Here is a 14,517-nt window from a genome sequence, read left to right as displayed (position 1 = left end):
CGGGGGTGAACTAATCGTGCAAACCGCGGCGAGATGTGTCGGGAAAGACGATCTGCGGATTCTTCCCGCCCAGTTCGAGGGTGACCTTGCGGAACTGGCCGCCGGCGCGCGATTTCCGTCATCGTCGGCGAGGTTTGCGCGATTAGTTCAGCCGGACGCGGGGTCGGAGGGGATCGCGGCGAGGCACTATCGTGAACGGCCTGACTATCGCACGGGGGTAGACCATGGATGCGGTGCGAGCGCGGCATATTGCCCGTCCGGACGTGGACCTGCACGGGGAGGAGGTCGGCGATGGGCCGACGGTTGTCTTGCTGCATGCAGGGGGTGAGCGGCGGCAGGTGTGGGCTCCCGTCGTGGAGCGACTTGTCGAGGACGGATTGCGGTGTGTCGCTTTCGATCAGCGCGGGCACGGTGACAGCGGTGGGTCACTCAGGAGGCTGGACGAGTGCGGGGGCGATATTGCCGCGATAGTCGATGCGGAACCCGGATGCGTGCTCGTCGGCGCCTCACTGGGCGGGCTCTCCGCCGTTGCGGCATTGGGTGATCCGCGCACCCGAGCCAAGGTCACGGGGCTGGTGCTGGTGGATGTGGTGCCCAATCTCGATGCGGGCCGAGTGCGGCGCTTTCTCGATGCCGGTGGCCTGTCGAATGTCTACCCGGACTTCATCGACGATGTCTTGGCCCACGTCCCGCGGCTGCGACAGATCACCGCACAACTGGATATCCCCATCCTTCTGATCCGTGCCGGTCGGGGCTCATCGCTCACCGACGTCGAGGCCGACGGGTTGCTCCAGCTGGCTCCGCACGCCACGGTGACCCGAATTCCGGGCACCGGGCATCTGGTCGCCCGCGATCAGCCGGAGGCGTTGGCGCGGACGATCGCGGATCTCACGACACCGTGGCCGGCGCTGGCGCTGCTGCGCGAACTCGGCGCGGCCCGGGTGGCGCATCCCGGTGGGGATCTCCGCGATCATCTCGAGCGGGTGCGGCAGCTGGTCGCCGACCTCGGCGGAGGTACCCGGGTTCGGCTGGCCGCACTCACCCACGCCACCTACGGCACGGACGGCTTCCCACATTCGCTGCTGCCACCCGACCGGCGATCACGCCTGCGCGCGGCAATCGGTCACGACGCGGAAGCGCTGGTCTACCGCTACGGCGCGTGCGACCGAGCCGAGACCTATCCCCACCTCGGCACCACCCCACTTCCGCTCACCGACCGCTTCACCGGCGAGGTGGTCGCCGTAGACGGCACCGACCTCGCGGACTTCGCACTCCTCACCGTCGCCAACGAACTCGACGTGGTGCGCCATGCCGCGCTGACCACCGAAACCGTTCACGGGATCCGGGCTCTCATCACCGCGTGTGCGACATACGTGCCCGATGCCGCCGCTGGGGCCCTCGCCGACCGGCATCTCACCTGAGAACACCGGACACGATTCGAATTGCGTTGCGCCAGAGGGCTGAACTTTCCGTGCAAACCTCGGGGAAATGTGCGGGTTTCCGTCAATGTGGGCGGGGTTTGCACGAAAAGTTCAGACAGATCACCGTCCGGGCCCCAATCGAGCGGCACCCGCCAGGTGCGCCCTCACCGCCAGCGACGACAGATACGCAAGAACCACCGAAGCTCAAGGGAGATAAGGACTTCGGGGCATCTCGACCGTAATGAGCGGAGAGGGCTACGCCCGATCGAACCGGCCGCGCTGGACGCTGGTGGTGAAGAAGGACCGCTCCGAGGGAGTGAACAACAGCGCGGGGCCGGTGGGATTCTTCGAATCGCGAACGCCCACAGCATCATCGAGGAACGCCACCTCGACGCACTCCTTGCTCGCTCCCGAGCGGCTTGATTTGAACCACTTCGCCGCGGGCAGATCGCTGCTCATGGCGTGCGCTCCTTGGTTGGTCACGCGCGATCGAAGTGGCCGCGCTGCACACCTGAGGTGAACGTGGACCACTCCGAGGGGGTGAAGATCAGGGCCGGGCCGGTGGGGTTCTTCGAATCACGAACGCCGACACCATCATCGAGGAACGCCACCTCGACACAGTCCTTCGTAGAAGTGGACCGACTCGACTTGAACCACTTCGCCGTGGAGAGATCGTTGGTGCTCACCGGCTGTGCTCCTTGCAGATTTCGGACATCAACTTCTTCGACTCGACCCCGTCCAACGCTACACGAGTGATCTCGCGTACGACTCGTTGATATCGCCGGATCTCGGTCTCTCGTTCCAGATAGAGGTCGCCTGCGTAACCCTCCGAGTAGACGATCGGAGGAGGCACCAGATTGGCCGAGAGGACTGGAAATTCCACCATCGTGAACGATCCTGCGAACCGCCCGACGTGCGGGCCCGCACTGAACGGTGTGACCCGAATGTCGATGTTGGGGAGCTCGGACAGCGTGATCAGTTGGCGAATCTGCCCCGCGATGACAGCCTTCCCGCCGACCTGATCACGCAAGACCGCCTCCGACAGAAATGCGGCAATGTGCAGTTCCGGATCCTTCAATCGCTCTTGGCGATGCGTCTGCCATTCAATGCGCCGTTCCAGTTGCTCGGAAGGCAGGTCGGGCGATTCTGCCCACGCTATAGCGCGGCGATACTCAGGAGTCTGCAGCAGTCCAGGAACGATCATCAACTGCCAGATCGTGAGTTTGTTGGCGGCATCCTCCAGGGCAAGATAGTGGTCGAATCCAGTAGTTTGCGCGTCCGCATACGCCCTCCACCAGCTGGCCGTCACCTTCCCCTCTCGCGATGCGCGAATCTCCTTCACCAGATCCAGGCAGATGCGCCGCTCCTCATCGGTCGCCCCATAGCTGTCGCACAGTGCGTTCACTTGCAGGCTGGTGATCCGCGTCGTCTGGCCCTCTTCGATGCGGCCGATGGTCTGATGCGACGTTTCCGCGATGCGCGCGGCCTGGGATTGTCCCATTCCCTTGGCATTTCGCAGCCGCCGCAGTTCACGCCCCAACGCTCGTTGCGCGAGTGTGCTCCCTGACCCCATTCGTTAGCTCCCCTATCGATTGTGTCCCGGCTTTCTGGACAGGTCCCCACTGGACAGGTTGCTGGTAGACGAGTTCAAACAATCGGTACGGCAACGGATACCCGAAATCCCCACCATTCGACTACAACTCGCGGCCGAGTCGATGCAACCTCAACGCTGACAACCACTTTCACATCGCAGGGGAAGTATCCACCATGGGACTGCTCAACCACGATCGAATGCCGATCATGACCGTCTCCTACGCGCACATCATCATGCAATTGCATATCGACTGCGCTTTGTGCGTGTGCCCGGTCAAACAGCAGGCGAAGCAGCGGCTCATCGAGGCAAAACACCTGGTGCCGGATTCGGGTCGGGAGTGACGCGGATGTTCTGGGAATTCGTTCTGCTGATCAGTATTCCGCTGACGGTCATCGTGCTCGCGGTGTTCTGGCCCGAGCAGATCTCCAAGCCGGACACACGATATTCGGTGCGCGCCATTCTCGACCGCATCGCCGACGAAGACCGAGCGCGAAAGGCGAAATACCGTGACCGATACCGGGAATAACCAACACTTTCGCACGGCGGCCGGCCCATCGTCGGTGTGGTGGCGGGTCGGCGACCACGGCCGAATCGAGATCACCCACCTCGCCGATCGCGAAACACCCATCGATACCGCACGTTTCACGCACCACGCGGCCACCCCCTACTCCTGCGACGGGGTGATGTTCACCGTCACGCCGACGCTCGCGCAGGCCCATTCACTCCTGCCGGAATACCACCCCCTGTGGTGCGCGGTGAGCGAGGAGTTCCGGCGTCGATTCGCCTCCTGACCGCCGGGCGTCTCATGCGGCCACGAATCCGCAAACCGAACTACAGTCCGGACACCTGTCCGAGATCTTGGGGGCGGGCATACACTGACCCATAGGTGAACCGGCACCCTCGACGCGTAAAGGAGATTCCATGTCCCAGAAGGTTCGCGGCGTCATCGCCCGCAGTGTGGGCGCCCCGGTCGAGATCGTCGATATCGTCATCCCCGATCCGGGCCCGCACGACGTGGTGGTGCGGGTGCAGGCCTGCGGGGTGTGCCATACCGATCTGACCTACCGCGAGGGCGGCATCAACGACGAATTCCCCTTCCTGCTCGGCCACGAGGCGGCCGGCGTGGTGGAAACGGTCGGCGACGCCGTCACCCACGTCCAGCCCGGCGACCACGTGCTGCTGAACTGGCGCGCGGTGTGCGGCCAGTGCCGGGCCTGCAAGCGCGGCAAGCCGTGGTACTGCTTCGACACCCACAACGCGAGCAAGCCGATGACGCTGGCCGACGGAACCGAGCTGACCCCGGCTCTGGGCATCGGCGCCTTCGCCGACAAGACCCTGGTGCACGAGGGACAGTGCACCGTGATCGACCCGGAGACCGATCCCGCCGTGGCCGGACTGCTCGGCTGCGGCGTGATGGCCGGACTGGGGGCGGCGATCAACACCGGCGGGGTGAGCTACGGCGATTCGGTCGCGGTCATCGGCTGCGGCGGCGTCGGTGACGCCGCGATCGCGGGGGCCCGGCTGGCGGGCGCAACCACCATCATCGCCATCGACCGCGATCCGCGAAAGCTGGAGTGGGCCAAGGAACTCGGCGCCACCCACACCCTCGAGGCCGGTGATGACGTGGTCGAGCGGGTGCAGGAATTGACCGGCGGTTTCGGCGCCGACGTGGTGATCGACGCGGTCGGGCGGCCGGAAACCTGGAAGCAGGCCTTCTACGCGCGCGATCTGGCCGGCACGGTGGTGCTGGTCGGCGTGCCGACGCCGGATATGCAGCTGGAGATGCCGCTGATCGACTTCTTCTCGCACGGCGGCTCGCTGAAGTCCTCCTGGTACGGCGACTGCCTGCCGGAACGCGACTTCCCGATGCTGCTCGACCTCTACCGCCAGGGACGGCTGCCGCTGGAGCGGTTCGTGAGCGAGCACGTGGCCCTCGACCAGGTCGAGCAGGCGTTCACCACCATGCATCACGGTGACGTGCTGCGATCGGTGGTGACGTTGTGAGGATCGACCGCGTCGTCACCTCCGGAAAGTTCGAATTGGACGGCGGCAGCTGGGATGTCGACAACAATGTCTGGGTCGTCGGCGACGACCGTGAGGCCGTTGTGATCGATGCCGCCCACCAGGCCGAGCCGATCATCGCGGCCGTCGGCGATCGCACGGTGCGCGCGATCGTCTGCACCCACGCCCACAACGACCACATCAACGTGGCCACCGAACTGGCCGAGGCGCTGCGCGCCCCGATCCGGCTGCATCCGGCCGACGAGGTGCTGTGGAGTGCCCTCTATCCCGACACCCGCTACGAACCGCTGCACGATCGGGAGCGAATTCCGGTGGCGGGCAGCGAGATCGAGGTTCTGCACACACCGGGCCACTCCCCCGGCGCGGTGAGCCTGTACCTGGCCTCGGAGAAGACGGTCTTCACCGGTGACACCCTGTTCCAAGGCGGACCCGGCGCGACGGGTCGATCGTTCTCCAGCTTCCCCACGATCATCGAATCCATCCGCACCCGCCTGCTGAATCTGCCCGCGGATACCACGGTACTGACCGGACACGGCGACTCCACCACCATCGGCACGGAGGCGCCGCACCTGTCGGAATGGATCAAACGCGGTCACTGAAAATCACTGCCGCACAGTCATATACGCGCCGAGGGCCGCACGAGCGATCGTGCGGCCCTCGGCCGTGACACTCTTACCGTGGCGGCCTCGCTCACCCCTTGACGAGCGGGATCAGGTAGACGCGAGCGAAGGCGGCCAGGTCTTCGTCGTTGTGGAATTCTCCGGCACAGTACGGCGCGAGGATGAGGGAATGCACTATGCGGCAGAGCAATTCGGCGCGGGTGAGCAGGTCGGGCGCGTCGGGCAGTAGCCCACGATCCACCGCGCGCTGCAAGACCGCCGCCGTCGCGGAGACGCACATGGCGAAGGTCGTGGCGCCCTCGGCGGTCAGCTTCATGATGACCCGCTCCGGCTCGAGGGCCATCATGCGCTCGACGAGCGGGTTGGTCCGCCAGCGGGTGAGGACGGTGACGAAGACGTCGGTCACGAGGTCCTCGACGGTGTCATGGCGCTCGGGAATCTCGGCGACATCGGTGAGCACGGCGGTGACTTCGCGGTTCACCACCGCCTGCACCACGTCGTCGCGGGAGCCCATGCGCCGGTAGACCGTGACCCGGTCGACGCCCGCTTCGCGGGCGATGTCCTCGATGGTGGTCTTCTTGACGCCGACCTTCTGGAACCGGACCAATGCCGCGTCGAGGATGCGCGCTTCCACGCCATCGGCGACATTGTCCCGGGTAGAGGCCGTTTTCGACGCGCTGATCACACTGTCCACGCTAACAGAGGGACCACCCTTTGCAACATTCTCGAGAAAAATGTTGCGCGCAACATTGCAATAGAAAATGTTGCGCTGTACGTTCCGTGTATGGCTTCGACAGCTGGCGCGACGAGGCGCCCCTACCGCGACGAGGCGCATGCGATCAACGCGCGCGACGTGCACTTCGACTTCGCCACCGTGCCCATGCACTACATCCCCGGTGAGGCGCTGGCCACCCACATCGTCAACGTGATGCACCTGCTGCTGCCGGAAGGTGAGCGGGCGATGGCCCAGGCCCTCGCCGAGTCGTTGCCCTACATCGACGACGAACGGCTCCGCGAGGAGGTGACCGGATTCGTCGGACAGGAGACCATGCATGCCGCTACCCACGAGGCCGCTCGCACGCACCTGCAGTCGATCGGGCTGGACGTCGACTCCTACGTCGGCGCGATCGGCTGGGCCGTCGATCGCATCCTCGGCGACCACGGACTGACCGGCCGCGCCAAGGAGGAATGGCTCAAGGAACGGCTCGGACTGTTCGCCGGCATGGAGCATTACACCGCCGTATTCGGCGAATGGTTGCTCAACGCCGAGGTGCTCGAGCGGAAGGGTATGCATCCGGCCATGCTCGATCTGGTGCGCTGGCACGGCGCCGAAGAGGTGGAGCACCGCAGCGTCGTGTACGACGCGTTCATGCACGTCGACGGCAGCTACGCCCGCAAAGCGCGGACGGCGCTGGTCGCGAGTGCGACGCTGCTGCCGCTGTTCGTGCTGTCGGCCGCGTACATGTATCGCAAGGACCCATCGCCCGACAAGGGCCGGTTCTGGGGATGGCAATTCGTCAGCGCGACCCGTCGCAAGGTGATCCCGAGCTGGACGACGTTCTTCACCGAGATCCCGCGCTACCTGCGGCCGGGATTCCATCCCTCCCAGCTCGGCCCGATGGACACGGCGTTGCGCTACCTCGCACACTCGCCCGCGGCCAGGGCGGCACAGCGATGACCCGCGCGGCGACCAGCGTGCCCGCCGGGCTGCGGGTGCTCGGCGGCGTCATCGACGTCTACAGACACGTGTTCGTCTCGGGACCGGCCGCCACGGTGTTGTCGCGGCCGAACCCGGTGCGGCGCAACGGTTTCGACCTGAACATGGTGGTCGAGTCCGTCGAGCGGGAAGCCGACGACGTGGCCGGCTTGACGCTGCGCGCGTCCGGCGGTGACGAGCTGCCGAGCTGGCGTCCCGGCTCACATCTGGACGTCTTCCTGCCGTCCGGCCGGCAGCGGCAGTATTCGCTGTGCGGCGACCCCGCCGACCGGCAGCGCTACCGCATCGCGGTCCGCCGCATCGCGGACGGGGAGGGCGGTTCCCGGGAAATCCACGAGACGCTGCGAGTGGGCGACCCACTGCGAATTCGCGGTCCGCGCAACGCCTTCCCCTTCGTGGAGGCGCCGTCCTACCTGTTCCTCGCGGGCGGCATCGGGATCACCCCGATCCTGCCGATGGCCACAGCGGCCGGCGCGCGCGGACAACTGATCTACACCGGCCGCACCCGCTCCGCCATGCCGTTCCTGGCCGAGCTGCCTGCGCACGCGGAGATCCGGCCGGACGACGAGTGCGGCGTGCCCGCGGTCGCGGACCTGATCGCGCGGGCCGAGCCCGGCGCGGCCGTCTACGTCTGCGGGCCGCCGCCGATGCTCGCGGCCGCCCAGCGCTGCATGTTCGAGCTGAACCCCACCGGCTCCCTGCACACCGAACGGTTCTCGGCGCTGCCCGTCACCGACGGCAAGCCGTTCCGGATCGAGCTGGCCCGCTCCCGCCGGACGGTGCGGGTGGAGGCGAACGAGACCGCGCTGAGCGCGATTCGGCGCGTGGCGCCGGACGTGACCTTCTCCTGCCGCCAAGGATTCTGCGGAACCTGCAAGACCGGCGTGCTCTCCGGCGCCGTGGACCACCGCGACCGCCTGCTGTCCGACGCCGAGCGCGGCGACCGGATGCTGATCTGCGTCTCCCGCGCGGCGGGCGACGATCTCGTGCTCGACCTCTGAGCGCTCGACCTCCGACACCGAGAAGGGACAACGTTGTCCGAACAAGCGCATGCCACGCCGATCGCGGTACTGCACGGAAGGAACCTGCGATGAACACACCTCGCGAGCACATCGGCATCGCCATCGTCGGCGCCGGATTCGGCGGTATCGGCCTGGCCGTCAAACTTCGTGCGGCCGGCTTCCACAATCTGGTGATCCTGGAACGCGCGGACGACCTCGGCGGCACCTGGCAGGCGAACACCTACCCCGGCTGCGCGTGCGACGTCCCCTCGCACCTGTACAGCTATTCGTTCGCCCCTAACCCCGACTGGTCGCGCACCTACGGCAAGCAGCCCGAGATCCTCGACTATCTCCGCTCGGTGGCGGAACGGTTCGATGTGGCCCGGCACATCCGGTTCGGCACCGAGGTGCTGGACGCCCGGTGGGACGAGGACGAGTCGGTCTGGCGGATCGAGACCTCCCGTGGCTCGCTCACGGCCAATTTCCTGCTGTCGGCCGCCGGGGTCTTCGCCGAAGCGAAGTATCCGGCGCTGCCGGGCCTGGAAACGTTCGCCGGCAATGCTTTTCACTCGCTGCACTGGGATCACGACCATGACCTCACCGGCGAACGGGTCGCGGTGATCGGCACGGGAGCGTCCGCGGTGCAATTCGTGCCCGAGATCCAGCCGAAAGTCGGCAAGCTGCTGCTCTTCCAGCGCTCCGCGCCGTGGATCGTGCCGCGAATGGACCGCGCCACGCTCGGCGCGGAGCGGCTGGTACTGCGCACGCTGCCGATGGCGCAGAAGGCGATTCGCGGCGGCTGGTACGCCACCATCGAGGCCTTCGGCCTGATCTCGCTGGTGGACAAGCGCTTTCGCCATCCCTACGAGGCCCTGTCCAAGTGGCACCTGCGGCGGCAGGTGCGCGACCCGGAGCTGCGCGCCAAACTGACCCCGGACTACGTGATCGGCTGCAAACGCGCGATCTTCTCCGACGCGTACTTCCCGGCGCTGGACCGGCCGAACGTGGAGGTGGTGACCGAATCCATCGCGGAGGTCCGGCCGCACTCGATCGTGCTACGTGACGGCTCCGAGCACGAAGTGGACACCATCATCTTCGGCACCGGTTTCAAGCCGATCCCCTCGGTCTTCGAGCGCTACCACGGACGCGACGGCGTGACGATGGCGCAGCTGTATCACCAGCAGCCGCAAAGCTATCTGGGCATCGCACTGGCCGGATTCCCCAATTTCTTCTGCACCCTGGGTCCGTTCGGGGCGGCGGGCAACCAGTCGGCGATCTACATGATCGAATCCCAGATCACCTACATCGTCGACGCCCTGCGCACGATGCGCCGCAAGGGCGCGCGCCGGGTCGAACTGCGACCGCAGGTCCAGGAGCGCTTCGTCGAGGAGATGCGGGAACGCAGCACCTCGACGGTCTGGCTCACCGGCGGATGCCAGACGTACTACACCACTCCCGACGGCCGCAACGCGGGCCTGTACCCGAACTGGAGTTTCGAATACCGCCGCCGCACAGCCGGTTTCGACGCCGAGTCCTACGCGGTGAACGCATGATCGGCCTCGGAAGACTGCTCGGGCCGGTCGGTCTCGGCGGCGAGCGCTACGACGTGAACGGACGGGTGGTGCTGATCACCGGCGCCGGTCAGGGCATCGGCCGGGAACTGGCCGCCATCCTGCACCGGCGCGGCGCGCGGATCGCGGTGGTGGACATCGATGCCGCGGCGGCCGAGACCGCCGCGCGTGATCTCGGCTCGCGCGCGCTCGGCGTGGGGGCCGACGTCGCCGACCGGGAGGGTATGGAGGCCGCCGTCGCCTGGCTGATCGACCATTTCGGCCGCCTGGACGTCGTGGTCGCCAACGCGGGGGTCGTGCCCGAGGCCGCGACCCTGCGGACGATGACCGGGCCCGCGTTCGACCGGGTGATGGCCATCAACCTCACCGGCGTGTACAACACCGTGCATCCCGCGCTGGACCAGATCGTCGCCCATCGAGGACACGTCGTGGTCGTCTCCTCGTGCGCGGCGTTCGCACCGGGGATGGCCGGATCGCCGTACATGATCAGCAAGGCCGCCGTCGAGCAGTTGGGCCGCGCCCTGCGGGTGGAACTGGCCGGGTTCGGCGCGAGCGCGGGCGTGTCGTATTTCGGCGTGGTGGAGACCGAGATGACGCGCAGCACTCTCGATCGCGATCCCCTCGGCCACGAACTGGACAGCCTGCTGCCGTGGCCGCTCAACGTCCGGATCAGCGCGACCGAGGCGGCCACCGTGATCGCCGACGGCATCGCCCGCCGCGCACCGCGCACCGTCGCGCCGCTCGGCTGGCAGCCCTACGCCCTGCTACGCGGCGCGGTGAACGTCGTACTCGACAGTCGACTGGCCAACGACGCGCGGATGCACGACCTGGTGCGGCGCGTCGAACAGCGGGCCCGGCCATGACCGGCCGGATCGGCGAAAACCGTGCCGAATACCAGGAATTCGCCACCGCCGGCATGTTCCCGGGAGACCACACCGTCACCGCGGCGCCGGCCTCGCCCCCCGCCCGGACACTGCGTCGGATCTCGGCACTGCTCGGGGTGGGCACCGTCCTCGCCGCCGTCCCGGTCGACCGGCGCACCCTCGCTGCCGCGCGCCTGCTGCTCGAACACGGTATGCGCGCGGCCGCGCCGGTGCTCGGCGGGACCGGCATCGACCCGGTGGACGACGGCCCGGTTCCGGGCGAATGGGTGCGCGGACCGCGTGCCACCCGCGACGACGCCGCTGTGCTCTACGTACACGGCGGCGGGTTCGTGGCCGGCTCGCCCCGGTCCTACCGCGGCGTCGCCTCGCGGCTTTCCACGGCCACCCGGCTGCCGGTCTTCACGCCGGCCTACCGGCTCGCTCCCGAGTATCCGCATCCGGCCGCCCCGCGGGATGTCGCGGCGGCCTACCGATGGCTGCTGACCCAGGGCTACAGTCCGGACCGCATCGTGCTGGCCGGCGATTCCGCGGGTGGCTATCTGGCCGCGGACTTCGCGATCACGCATGCGGCGCAGGGTAATTCGCGCCCTGCCTGCCTGCTGCTGTTCTCGCCGATGACCGATCTCTCCCTGGATACCGCCGCGCGCTCCGCCCATCGGGACACCGTGCTGGGCCCGGCCGTCGCCCGCGCGGCCGTCGCGCAGTTCACCGCGCGACCGCAGCGGCTGCGGCCGGTCGCGGGAACGGCTCTACCGCCGACCCTGATTCACGTCGGCGGGGACGAGTTCTTCACCGCCGACGCCGTCGCCCTCGCCACGGCGCTGCGGGCCGCCGGCGCACACTGCTCGCTGCACACCTGGCCCGGGCAACTGCACGTGTTCCACGCGCTACCTGCGGTCGTGCCCGAATCCCGATCCGCCTACCGCGCCGCGGCCCGCTTCGTCGCCGCCCATCTCGATCCGGCCGGGGAGACAGCGGCGGCGACCGCCGCACCGGGCCGATCGGCGCGGTCAGTAGGCTGACTACTCCACGTCACCTCCGGGAAAGAGACCATGTCGCAGTTCGAGAACGTCAGCGTGGCCACGAAGGCCAATGTGTACTTCGACGGCAAATGCGTGAGCCACGACCTCACGCTGCCCGACGGCACCAGGAAGTCGGTCGGCGTGATCCTGCCGTCGACATTGACCTTCACCACCGGCGCCCCGGAGATCATGGAACTGGTGGAGGGCGAGTGCGCCGTGACACTACCCGGCGCGACCGAGCCGACGACCTACCGCGGCGGCGAATCGTTCTCCGTGCCCGGCGACAGCTCGTTCGACATCGAGGTGCGGGAAACCCTGCACTACGTCTGCCACTTCGGCTGAGCAGCCGCTAACCCCGCAGCCCCGAGAACCACTACCACGCAAGGGTTTACCGAAGGAGGGCCGCACGAGCGATCGTGCGGCCCATGCGGCGGCACGGGCCGCCGTTGCTCCCCCGCCACCCCGATGACCTTGTCCATTTCCCGCCGGATCGCCGTCGCTCACGACGGTAAGGTCCGGGCCATGACACCGGACAACAGGACCGTGGTTCAGGCTGCCTGGCGGGCCTTCGCCGGCCACGACGCCGAGCAGATCGCAGCATTCTTCACTCCGGACGCCGAATGGCTGGCGCCGGCCGGCAATGCCACCGCGGTCGCCTTGGACGCTCCCAGCCACATGATCGGGCGCGAGGCCATCACGGAGTTCATCGCGAACGGTTTTCCCCGCCTGTTCGTCGCCGATGTCGCGCTGGATTTTCACGGCTTCTACGCCGAGGGCGACCGGGTGATCGTGGAGGAGACGATGACTGCCACGCTGGCGAACGGAAATCGCTACAGCAACGACTACTGTTTCGTGTTCGAACTGCGCGACGGACTGATTCACCGGGTTCGCGAATACATGGACACCGCGCGCGGGCACCGTGACGTCTTCGGTGAACCGGCGGTCACCGGCTGACAGCTTCGGTCACCGTTCCCGATCGTCGACGCCGACAAGCGCGAGGGCGCACCTCGGTGATGATCAAGGCCGGGTGTCGAGCAAGGGGCGGATCAGCTTCGCGCCCTTGGCGTCGAGCCAGTCCCGGAAGGTCATCAAGCCCGGGTGCAGTGCGCGCAGTTCGTCGACGTCGACGTCGGGGATGCTGCCGTCGCCGCTGTTGAGCAGTTCGTAGCCGCGGGCGAATCGTTCGTTGATGCGGCGCAGTTCCTCGATCGGGCGCTGGATGTACGGGACCGGCCGCCCGAGGGCGGCGCCGACCTGCGCGGCGACCTCCGGCGGCGTGAGCACGTCGCCGACGAGTTCCAGTGTCCGGCCGCGATAGTCGTCCGGATTCCGCAGGGCGAGCGCGGTGAACGCGCCGATATCGTCGAGCGCGATGAATTGCTGACGCACGTGCGCGGCGGCGGCGGTGCGCAGCGCGCCGTCGCTTATCCCGACCGTCGCGGACTGCGTGATCAGATTCTCCATGAAGGAACTCGGCCGCAGCACCGTGGCCGAGACACCCGACGCGGCGATGTACTGCTCGATCTCCCATTTGGTCGGCTGGCCGCCGCGATCGGCACCCAGGCCAGAGCTGTAAACCAGGTGGGCCACACCATATTTCACCGCCGCGTCGGTGACGGCCTTACCTGCCTTCACCTCGTCCTGCTCCGGGGTCAGCGGCCCGGGATGCACGCTGTACACGCCGTAGGCGCCGTCGACGCAGCGGTCGATCGTCGCCGGGTCCTCCAGCGAGCCCGCGATCACCTGCGCGCCCGTTTGCGCCAAGCTTCGCGCCCTGTCGCTGTCGGGGCGACGAGTCAACACCCGCACCTGCCATCCGTCGGCAAGGAGACGATCGGCGACCGCCCCGCCTTGCTGTCCGGTCGCGCCGATGACGAAAACAACCTGTTCCATGAGCCCTCCGTAAGCGAATCTTCGGATCTACCGCGCCGCCGAGCCGCAGTAAACGGAGACCGTTCTCCGCTTCCGCTCACTATACGGAGAGGAGTCTCCGTTTAGCAACGGTGGCGGCTACGATCGAGCGATGGGTAAGGACGCGGGGCAGGTTGCCAAGCCACTGCGCGCCGACGCGCGCCGCAACCGGGACCAGGTACTGGCGGTCGCCCGGGAGATGCTCTCGGTGGACGGCTCGTCGGCGTCGTTCGACGAGATCGCGCGCCGAGCGGGCGTCGGCGTCGGCACCGTGTACCGGCATTTCCCCACGCGTTCCGCACTGTTCGAGGCGGTCGTCGTCGGCCGGGTGGAGGAGTTCACCGAACGAGCACGCCTGCTCGCCGGCACCGATACCGCGCCGGAGGACGCGTTCTTCGACTACTTCACCCACCTCGTCGGCGAGGTCGCCCTCAACCAGGCGCTGTGCGAAGCGCTGGATGACGACGGCGGCACGGCCGTAGCGATCCCCGACGAACTCCGGCACGACTTCATCCGGTCGTTCGACACCCTGCTCTCCCGGGCGAAAGAGGCAGGGGCCGTACGACCCGACATCGATGTCGCCGACGTGCTCGACCTGGTCATCGGCGCGGCGACGGTCGAACGCCGCGCCCGAGCGCGCAACGCGCCGAACCCCCTGATCGCCGTCGTGCTCGACGGCCTCCGCGCGCCCGATCACCGAGCGCCTGCGTGACCGACACCGGTTGCCGGACCACTGCGCTGGGAATGACGCTGG

General features: G+C 67.5%; 19 protein-coding genes. 14 read left to right on the top strand and 5 right to left on the bottom strand.

Annotated features, from left to right (window positions below; translation table 11 throughout):
* Window positions 1-233 precede the first annotated feature (233 nt).
* Complete coding sequence (locus tag NN2_RS16195) at window positions 234-1,421, top strand: alpha/beta fold hydrolase (protein WP_156511350.1); 1,188 nt, start codon at window positions 234-236, stop codon at window positions 1,419-1,421.
* Between the two features lie 255 nt (window positions 1,422-1,676).
* Here the strand turns inward: NN2_RS16195 and NN2_RS16190 are convergent, their stop codons facing one another.
* Genes NN2_RS16190 through NN2_RS16180 form a run of 3 tightly spaced genes read right to left on the bottom strand, consistent with a single transcriptional unit; the run spans window position 1,677 to window position 2,961 of the window.
* A complete protein-coding gene (locus NN2_RS16190; RefSeq protein WP_063014503.1) occupies window positions 1,677-1,880 on the bottom strand; it encodes a DUF397 domain-containing protein in 204 nt (67 codons plus the stop codon).
* A gap of 20 nt (window positions 1,881-1,900) precedes the next feature.
* The gene (locus NN2_RS16185; RefSeq protein ID WP_063014501.1) at window positions 1,901-2,107 is read right to left on the bottom strand and encodes a DUF397 domain-containing protein; all 207 of its coding nucleotides are present in this window, start codon (window positions 2,105-2,107) and stop codon (window positions 1,901-1,903) included.
* Window positions 2,104-2,961, bottom strand: a complete 858-nt coding sequence (locus tag NN2_RS16180) for a helix-turn-helix domain-containing protein (protein WP_169812416.1) — start codon at window positions 2,959-2,961, stop codon at window positions 2,104-2,106. Before NN2_RS16180 ends, NN2_RS16185 begins: the two co-directional genes overlap by 4 nt.
* Before the next feature lie 227 nt (window positions 2,962-3,188).
* On the opposite strand from NN2_RS16180, the gene NN2_RS37750 reads away from it, so the two are divergent.
* The 5 genes from NN2_RS37750 to NN2_RS16160 all read left to right on the top strand — a co-directional run bounded on the left by NN2_RS37750 (window position 3,189) and on the right by NN2_RS16160 (window position 5,636).
* On the top strand, window positions 3,189-3,356 hold the full coding sequence (locus NN2_RS37750) for a hypothetical protein (RefSeq protein WP_167331926.1): 168 nt from the start codon (window positions 3,189-3,191) through the stop codon (window positions 3,354-3,356).
* 5 nt (window positions 3,357-3,361) lie between these two features.
* Complete coding sequence (locus NN2_RS16175) at window positions 3,362-3,541, top strand: hypothetical protein (RefSeq protein ID WP_146098655.1); 180 nt, start codon at window positions 3,362-3,364, stop codon at window positions 3,539-3,541.
* Window positions 3,522-3,806, top strand: a complete 285-nt coding sequence (locus tag NN2_RS16170) for a hypothetical protein (protein WP_156511349.1) — start codon at window positions 3,522-3,524, stop codon at window positions 3,804-3,806. Before NN2_RS16175 ends, NN2_RS16170 begins: the two co-directional genes overlap by 20 nt.
* Window positions 3,807-3,936: 130 nt before the next feature.
* Window positions 3,937-5,019 carry an S-(hydroxymethyl)mycothiol dehydrogenase gene (locus NN2_RS16165; protein WP_063014493.1) on the top strand — a complete coding sequence of 361 codons (1,083 nt, stop codon included), beginning with the start codon at window positions 3,937-3,939 and terminating at the stop codon, window positions 5,017-5,019.
* On the top strand, window positions 5,016-5,636 hold the full coding sequence (locus NN2_RS16160) for an MBL fold metallo-hydrolase (protein ID WP_245658730.1): 621 nt from the start codon (window positions 5,016-5,018) through the stop codon (window positions 5,634-5,636). Before NN2_RS16165 ends, NN2_RS16160 begins: the two co-directional genes overlap by 4 nt.
* A gap of 91 nt (window positions 5,637-5,727) precedes the next feature.
* Here NN2_RS16160 and NN2_RS16155 read toward each other — a convergent pair whose 3' ends face one another.
* Window positions 5,728-6,342 (bottom strand): TetR/AcrR family transcriptional regulator, encoded by a 615-nt coding sequence (locus tag NN2_RS16155; RefSeq protein ID WP_063014574.1) that lies wholly within the window; start codon window positions 6,340-6,342, stop codon window positions 5,728-5,730.
* 99 nt (window positions 6,343-6,441) lie between these two features.
* Here NN2_RS16155 and NN2_RS16150 point away from each other — a divergent pair, with 99 nt between their 5' ends.
* From NN2_RS16150 to NN2_RS16120, 7 genes are all read left to right on the top strand, one after another.
* Window positions 6,442-7,335 (top strand): metal-dependent hydrolase, encoded by an 894-nt coding sequence (locus tag NN2_RS16150; protein WP_063014489.1) that lies wholly within the window; start codon window positions 6,442-6,444, stop codon window positions 7,333-7,335.
* Window positions 7,332-8,375, top strand: a complete 1,044-nt coding sequence (locus NN2_RS16145) for a PDR/VanB family oxidoreductase (RefSeq protein ID WP_063014487.1) — start codon at window positions 7,332-7,334, stop codon at window positions 8,373-8,375. Before NN2_RS16150 ends, NN2_RS16145 begins: the two co-directional genes overlap by 4 nt.
* A gap of 89 nt (window positions 8,376-8,464) precedes the next feature.
* Complete coding sequence (locus NN2_RS16140) at window positions 8,465-9,928, top strand: flavin-containing monooxygenase (RefSeq protein ID WP_063014485.1); 1,464 nt, start codon at window positions 8,465-8,467, stop codon at window positions 9,926-9,928.
* Window positions 9,925-10,809: a short-chain dehydrogenase/reductase gene (locus NN2_RS16135; RefSeq protein ID WP_063014483.1), complete on the top strand. Its 885-nt coding sequence runs from the start codon at window positions 9,925-9,927 to the stop codon at window positions 10,807-10,809. The genes NN2_RS16140 and NN2_RS16135 overlap by 4 nt, the downstream gene beginning before the upstream one ends.
* Window positions 10,806-11,852 (top strand): alpha/beta hydrolase, encoded by a 1,047-nt coding sequence (locus NN2_RS16130; RefSeq protein ID WP_063014481.1) that lies wholly within the window; start codon window positions 10,806-10,808, stop codon window positions 11,850-11,852. Before NN2_RS16135 ends, NN2_RS16130 begins: the two co-directional genes overlap by 4 nt.
* Before the next feature lie 30 nt (window positions 11,853-11,882).
* Window positions 11,883-12,194: a pyrimidine/purine nucleoside phosphorylase gene (gene ppnP / locus NN2_RS16125; protein WP_063014479.1), complete on the top strand. Its 312-nt coding sequence runs from the start codon at window positions 11,883-11,885 to the stop codon at window positions 12,192-12,194.
* A 180-nt stretch (window positions 12,195-12,374) separates the two neighbouring features.
* Complete coding sequence (locus tag NN2_RS16120) at window positions 12,375-12,806, top strand: nuclear transport factor 2 family protein (RefSeq protein ID WP_063014572.1); 432 nt, start codon at window positions 12,375-12,377, stop codon at window positions 12,804-12,806.
* Between the two features lie 63 nt (window positions 12,807-12,869).
* Here the strand turns inward: NN2_RS16120 and NN2_RS16115 are convergent, their stop codons facing one another.
* Window positions 12,870-13,745: an NmrA/HSCARG family protein gene (locus NN2_RS16115; RefSeq protein WP_063014477.1), complete on the bottom strand. Its 876-nt coding sequence runs from the start codon at window positions 13,743-13,745 to the stop codon at window positions 12,870-12,872.
* Window positions 13,746-13,875: 130 nt separating this feature from the next.
* Between NN2_RS16115 and NN2_RS16110 the strand changes: the two genes are divergently transcribed.
* On the top strand, window positions 13,876-14,475 hold the full coding sequence (locus NN2_RS16110) for a TetR/AcrR family transcriptional regulator (RefSeq protein WP_063014475.1): 600 nt from the start codon (window positions 13,876-13,878) through the stop codon (window positions 14,473-14,475).
* Window positions 14,476-14,517: the final 42 nt, after the last annotated feature.

It is taken from the genome of Nocardia nova NBRC 15556 (genome assembly GCF_001613005.1).
GTDB lineage: Bacteria > Actinomycetota > Actinomycetes > Mycobacteriales > Mycobacteriaceae > Nocardia > Nocardia nova.
The sequence above is the reverse complement of the archived record's forward strand: the minus strand, read 5'-3'. Positions and strand labels throughout refer to the sequence as shown.

Bases quoted from the DNA above. Each gene is read 5' to 3' on its own strand.
- NN2_RS16110 (WP_063014475.1), top strand. From the start codon at position 13,876: ATGGGTAAGGACGCGGGGCAGGTTGCCAAGCCACTGCGCGCCGACGCG.
- NN2_RS16135 (WP_063014483.1), top strand. From the start codon at position 9,925: ATGATCGGCCTCGGAAGACTGCTCGGGCCGGTCGGTCTCGGCGGCGAG.
- NN2_RS16130 (WP_063014481.1), top strand. From the start codon at position 10,806: ATGACCGGCCGGATCGGCGAAAACCGTGCCGAATACCAGGAATTCGCC.
- NN2_RS37750 (WP_167331926.1), top strand. From the start codon at position 3,189: ATGGGACTGCTCAACCACGATCGAATGCCGATCATGACCGTCTCCTAC.
- NN2_RS16120 (WP_063014572.1), top strand. From the start codon at position 12,375: ATGACACCGGACAACAGGACCGTGGTTCAGGCTGCCTGGCGGGCCTTC.
- NN2_RS16190 (WP_063014503.1), bottom strand. From the start codon at position 1,880: ATGAGCAGCGATCTGCCCGCGGCGAAGTGGTTCAAATCAAGCCGCTCG.
- NN2_RS16140 (WP_063014485.1), top strand. From the start codon at position 8,465: ATGAACACACCTCGCGAGCACATCGGCATCGCCATCGTCGGCGCCGGA.
- NN2_RS16165 (WP_063014493.1), top strand. From the start codon at position 3,937: ATGTCCCAGAAGGTTCGCGGCGTCATCGCCCGCAGTGTGGGCGCCCCG.
- NN2_RS16175 (WP_146098655.1), top strand. From the start codon at position 3,362: ATGTTCTGGGAATTCGTTCTGCTGATCAGTATTCCGCTGACGGTCATC.
- ppnP (WP_063014479.1), top strand. From the start codon at position 11,883: ATGTCGCAGTTCGAGAACGTCAGCGTGGCCACGAAGGCCAATGTGTAC.
- NN2_RS16115 (WP_063014477.1), bottom strand. From the start codon at position 13,745: ATGGAACAGGTTGTTTTCGTCATCGGCGCGACCGGACAGCAAGGCGGG.
- NN2_RS16145 (WP_063014487.1), top strand. From the start codon at position 7,332: ATGACCCGCGCGGCGACCAGCGTGCCCGCCGGGCTGCGGGTGCTCGGC.
- NN2_RS16150 (WP_063014489.1), top strand. From the start codon at position 6,442: ATGGCTTCGACAGCTGGCGCGACGAGGCGCCCCTACCGCGACGAGGCG.